This window comes from Shewanella sp. 11B5, from assembly GCF_002836795.1.
GTDB classification, from domain to species: domain Bacteria; phylum Pseudomonadota; class Gammaproteobacteria; order Enterobacterales; family Shewanellaceae; genus Shewanella; species Shewanella frigidimarina.
Genome location: NZ_PJAP01000862.1, coordinates 1 through 3,518, shown reverse-complemented (window position 1 = coordinate 3,518; position 3,518 = coordinate 1). Strand labels below are relative to the sequence as shown.

Here is a 3,518-nt window from a genome sequence, read left to right as displayed (position 1 = left end):
AAATTGCCAAAAAAGCCAGTCAGGCAAAGTCTGAGTTTTTAGCGGTGATGAGTCATGAGATTAGAACGCCACTGAATGGTATTGTTGGTTTTTCTGATTTACTGACTTCTTTTAAATTAAATAAAGAAGTGTCTAACACGGTACAGATGATCAACGAGTCTGCGCAAACATTATTGGTGTTGCTGAATGAAGTGCTGGATTTCTCGAAAGCCGATGCCAATAAAATGGATTTAGACATCAAAACTTTTAATTTACCTGATCTTGTCACCTCCACATGTCATTCACATAAAGTGTCGGCAGGGAAAAAGGGTCTGGATTTTGAGGTGGTCATATCGCCATTGAGCCACGAAAATTACTTGGGTGACGCTGTCAGAGTACGACAAATTATTAATAACTTTGTCTCAAACGCGATAAAATTTACCCGCCAAGGTGCTATTTCTATAGCGGTGAGTGAGCACATGGAGGCGTCTGATACTTATATTACTTTTACCGTTAAAGATACCGGTATTGGCATTGCGGCATCAAAATTAGAGAGCATTTTCACCCCGTTTATGCAAGCTGATAGTACGATTACCCGTGAGTTTGGTGGAACGGGTTTAGGTTTGGCTATTTGCCAACAGTTAGTCGTATTGATGAATGGCCGTTATGGTGTTGAAAGTACGTTAGACGAAGGCAGTCATTTTTGGTTTAGCATTCCCCTTGTGCCACAAGACAACTCAATATCAACAGCTACTGTAGACGTTGAGCCAGATGATCATGTTCAGGCAGTGTTCCGACAATCTATAGTGTTAGTTGCAGAAGATAATGTGGTCAATCAGTTGGTGGTAAAAAGCTTGTTAGAGTCTTTAGGGCATCAATGTGAAATTGTAAATAATGGTCAAGAAGCCATCGCCAGAGCCAGCGAGAAAAAGTTTGATCTCATCTTTATGGATTACCATATGCCGGTAGTTGATGGGATCGTTGCAACTCAAGCGATAACTGACTTAGGTCAGAGTTGCATTAATTATGAAACCCCTATCATCGCACTTACTGCCGATATTCAACCGAATGTTAAAAGGCTATTCCGTAACGCAGGCGCTAAAGATACGCTGTTAAAACCTTTTACTCGTCAGAATCTATCAGAATGCATGAATAGATGGGTTTTTGAGTCTGAGAGTCCTGTTGCCGTGGTCGAGGAAGTTCAGAGCGAGGAATCGTTAGTATTTGTTGATGGGCCCCTTGATGATATTCAACAAATTTCGCCTGATGACTCAAGTGATCTGGTGAAAAGTATAGCGGATTTGTATTTAGAAAATGCACCAGTATTGATTAGTAATGTTATTAAAGGGTTAATAGACAAGGATGCCGATCAAGTCTTTAAATCAGCACACTCACTAAAGTCCAGTTCGGCCAATGTAGGGGCGATAAAAATTCAGACGTTAGCGAGTCAAATTGAGTTGTTTGCACGTAGTGGTAAGTTGAGCGATGCCAATCATCTCTCAGACACATTATTGCCTGTGTTTGAACAAACTAAAGAGGCAATATTGCTAAAGTTAGAGAGGCTTGTCTAATGTCGTTAAATACACTTCAAGATGTGGTATTAATCGTTGATGATGATCCCGTCATTCGAATTCTGATGCGTCGGGCACTAAGCCATTCTGTTGGCAATATTATTGAGGCCAGCAGTGGCGAAGAGGCGATACAGCTTTTTTCCGAACATACACCAGATTTAATATTGCTCGATGTGTCGATGGACAAAATGAATGGCTTTGAATGCTGTTCAGTGATCCGTTCATTACCCGAAGGGGATAATGTCGCCATTATTATGGTGACAGCATTAGATCAACCTCAAGACATTCAAAAAGCCTTCGATGTGGGTGCAACAGATTTCATGACCAAGCCGGTTAAGTGGCCGTTGCTGAGTCACCGCATCCATTACGTATTGAAAACCAATAAAACAATCAAAGAGCTAACCAAAAGTAAAAACAAACTTGCCAGAGCACAAAGTATTGCTCACCTGGGCTCATGGGAGTGGGACTTTACATCCGATAAGTTAGACTGCTCTGATGAAGTTTATCGTATGTTGGGGATGCAACCTCAAGAGATAGACATTACGTTTTCTAAATTGCTAGAAATCATCCACCCAGATGATCGTGAATTTTTAAAATTAACGGTTAAAACAGCGTTAAAGCATCGGCAACCCTATGATATTGAATATCGTGTGTTACATGGTAGTGGTGAGATTATTACCCTACATGACCGAACAGATATCACTTATGATTTTGGTGAACCGCGAATTAATGGCACCTTGCATGATATTTCAAGCCGCAAAAAATCAGAGCAAGAAATCGCTTATTATGCCTTTTACGATACGTTAACGGATCTACCGAACAGGCGTAAATTTCTGTTGCAGTTAGACTCTGCAATTGCTTCAGCCAAACGTCACTCAACAAAATTAGCATTACTATTCATTGATTTAGATCATTTCAAAAGAATAAATGATACCTTGGGACACAAAGCCGGTGATGAGTTGCTATGCGAAACGGCGACACGGATAAAAAGTTCTGTACGTATTTCAGATGAGCTTAGTGTTGGCAGCCGGGTTGATTATGAAAATGAACATCTTGCCCGTTTGGGCGGCGATGAATTCACTTTACTTTTATGTGAGTTAGAAGCGTTTGATAATGTCGCTATTATTGCTCAGCGAGTGCTTGATGCGCTTTCGAAACCCTTTGTTATTCAGGGGCAACAAACATTTATTTCGGCCAGCATCGGTATTTCTTTTTATCCCGACGACGGTGAATCCGGCGATATTTTACTGCAGCATGCAGATACTGCCATGTATGAAGTGAAACACAACGGCAAAAACGGTTACCAACTTTTTTCACATGAAATGCATAAATCATTAATGGATAGGCTCAAAATTGAAGTCGAACTGCGAGAGGCTATAAGGTTAGGAGATCAGTTTGTACTTTATTACCAACCACAAATTGACTCAGCAAATGACAACATTGTTGGATACGAAGCATTATTGCGTTGGAACCATCCAACAAGAGGCTTGTTAACACCGATAGATTTTCTCGCGATTGCTGAAAGTAGCGGCTTGATTATCCCTATTGGAGAATGGGCTTTGCTTGAAGCTTGTAGCAAAGCGAAACAGATACATATTGCAGATGCCAATTTTCAGCGCATGGCTGTCAATCTATCTGCATTGCAATTCAACCATGCAAATATTTTTGACCACGTGAAACGTGCACTTGTTGAAACCGGTTTACCACCAAATCTACTTGAGCTTGAAATTACAGAATCAGCCATCATCAGTAACGTCGATGAGGCGATTGCTTTGCTATTTATGTTAAAAAAACTAGGTGTGAAGTTAGCTATTGATGATTTTGGAACCGGCTACTCTTCATTAAACTACTTAAAGAGTTTCCCCATTGATACATTAAAAATTGATAAGTCGTTTGTAGATGGAATTGTGAGCAATCAAAAAGATGCCGCAATCGCTCGCACAATCGTGCAGTTAGCACTTAATTTAG

Annotated in this window: 2 protein-coding genes; both read left to right on the top strand. The window is 40.4% G+C overall.

Going from position 1 to position 3,518, the window contains the following annotated elements; translation table 11 throughout:
• A partial coding sequence (locus tag CXF78_RS17305) for an ATP-binding protein (protein WP_145991538.1) occupies positions 1–1,550 on the top strand: 1,550 nt, incomplete at its 5' end.
• A partial coding sequence (locus CXF78_RS17300; RefSeq protein ID WP_102037456.1) for a two-component system response regulator occupies positions 1,550–3,518 on the top strand: 1,969 nt, incomplete at its 3' end. The genes CXF78_RS17305 and CXF78_RS17300, both read left to right, overlap by 1 nt.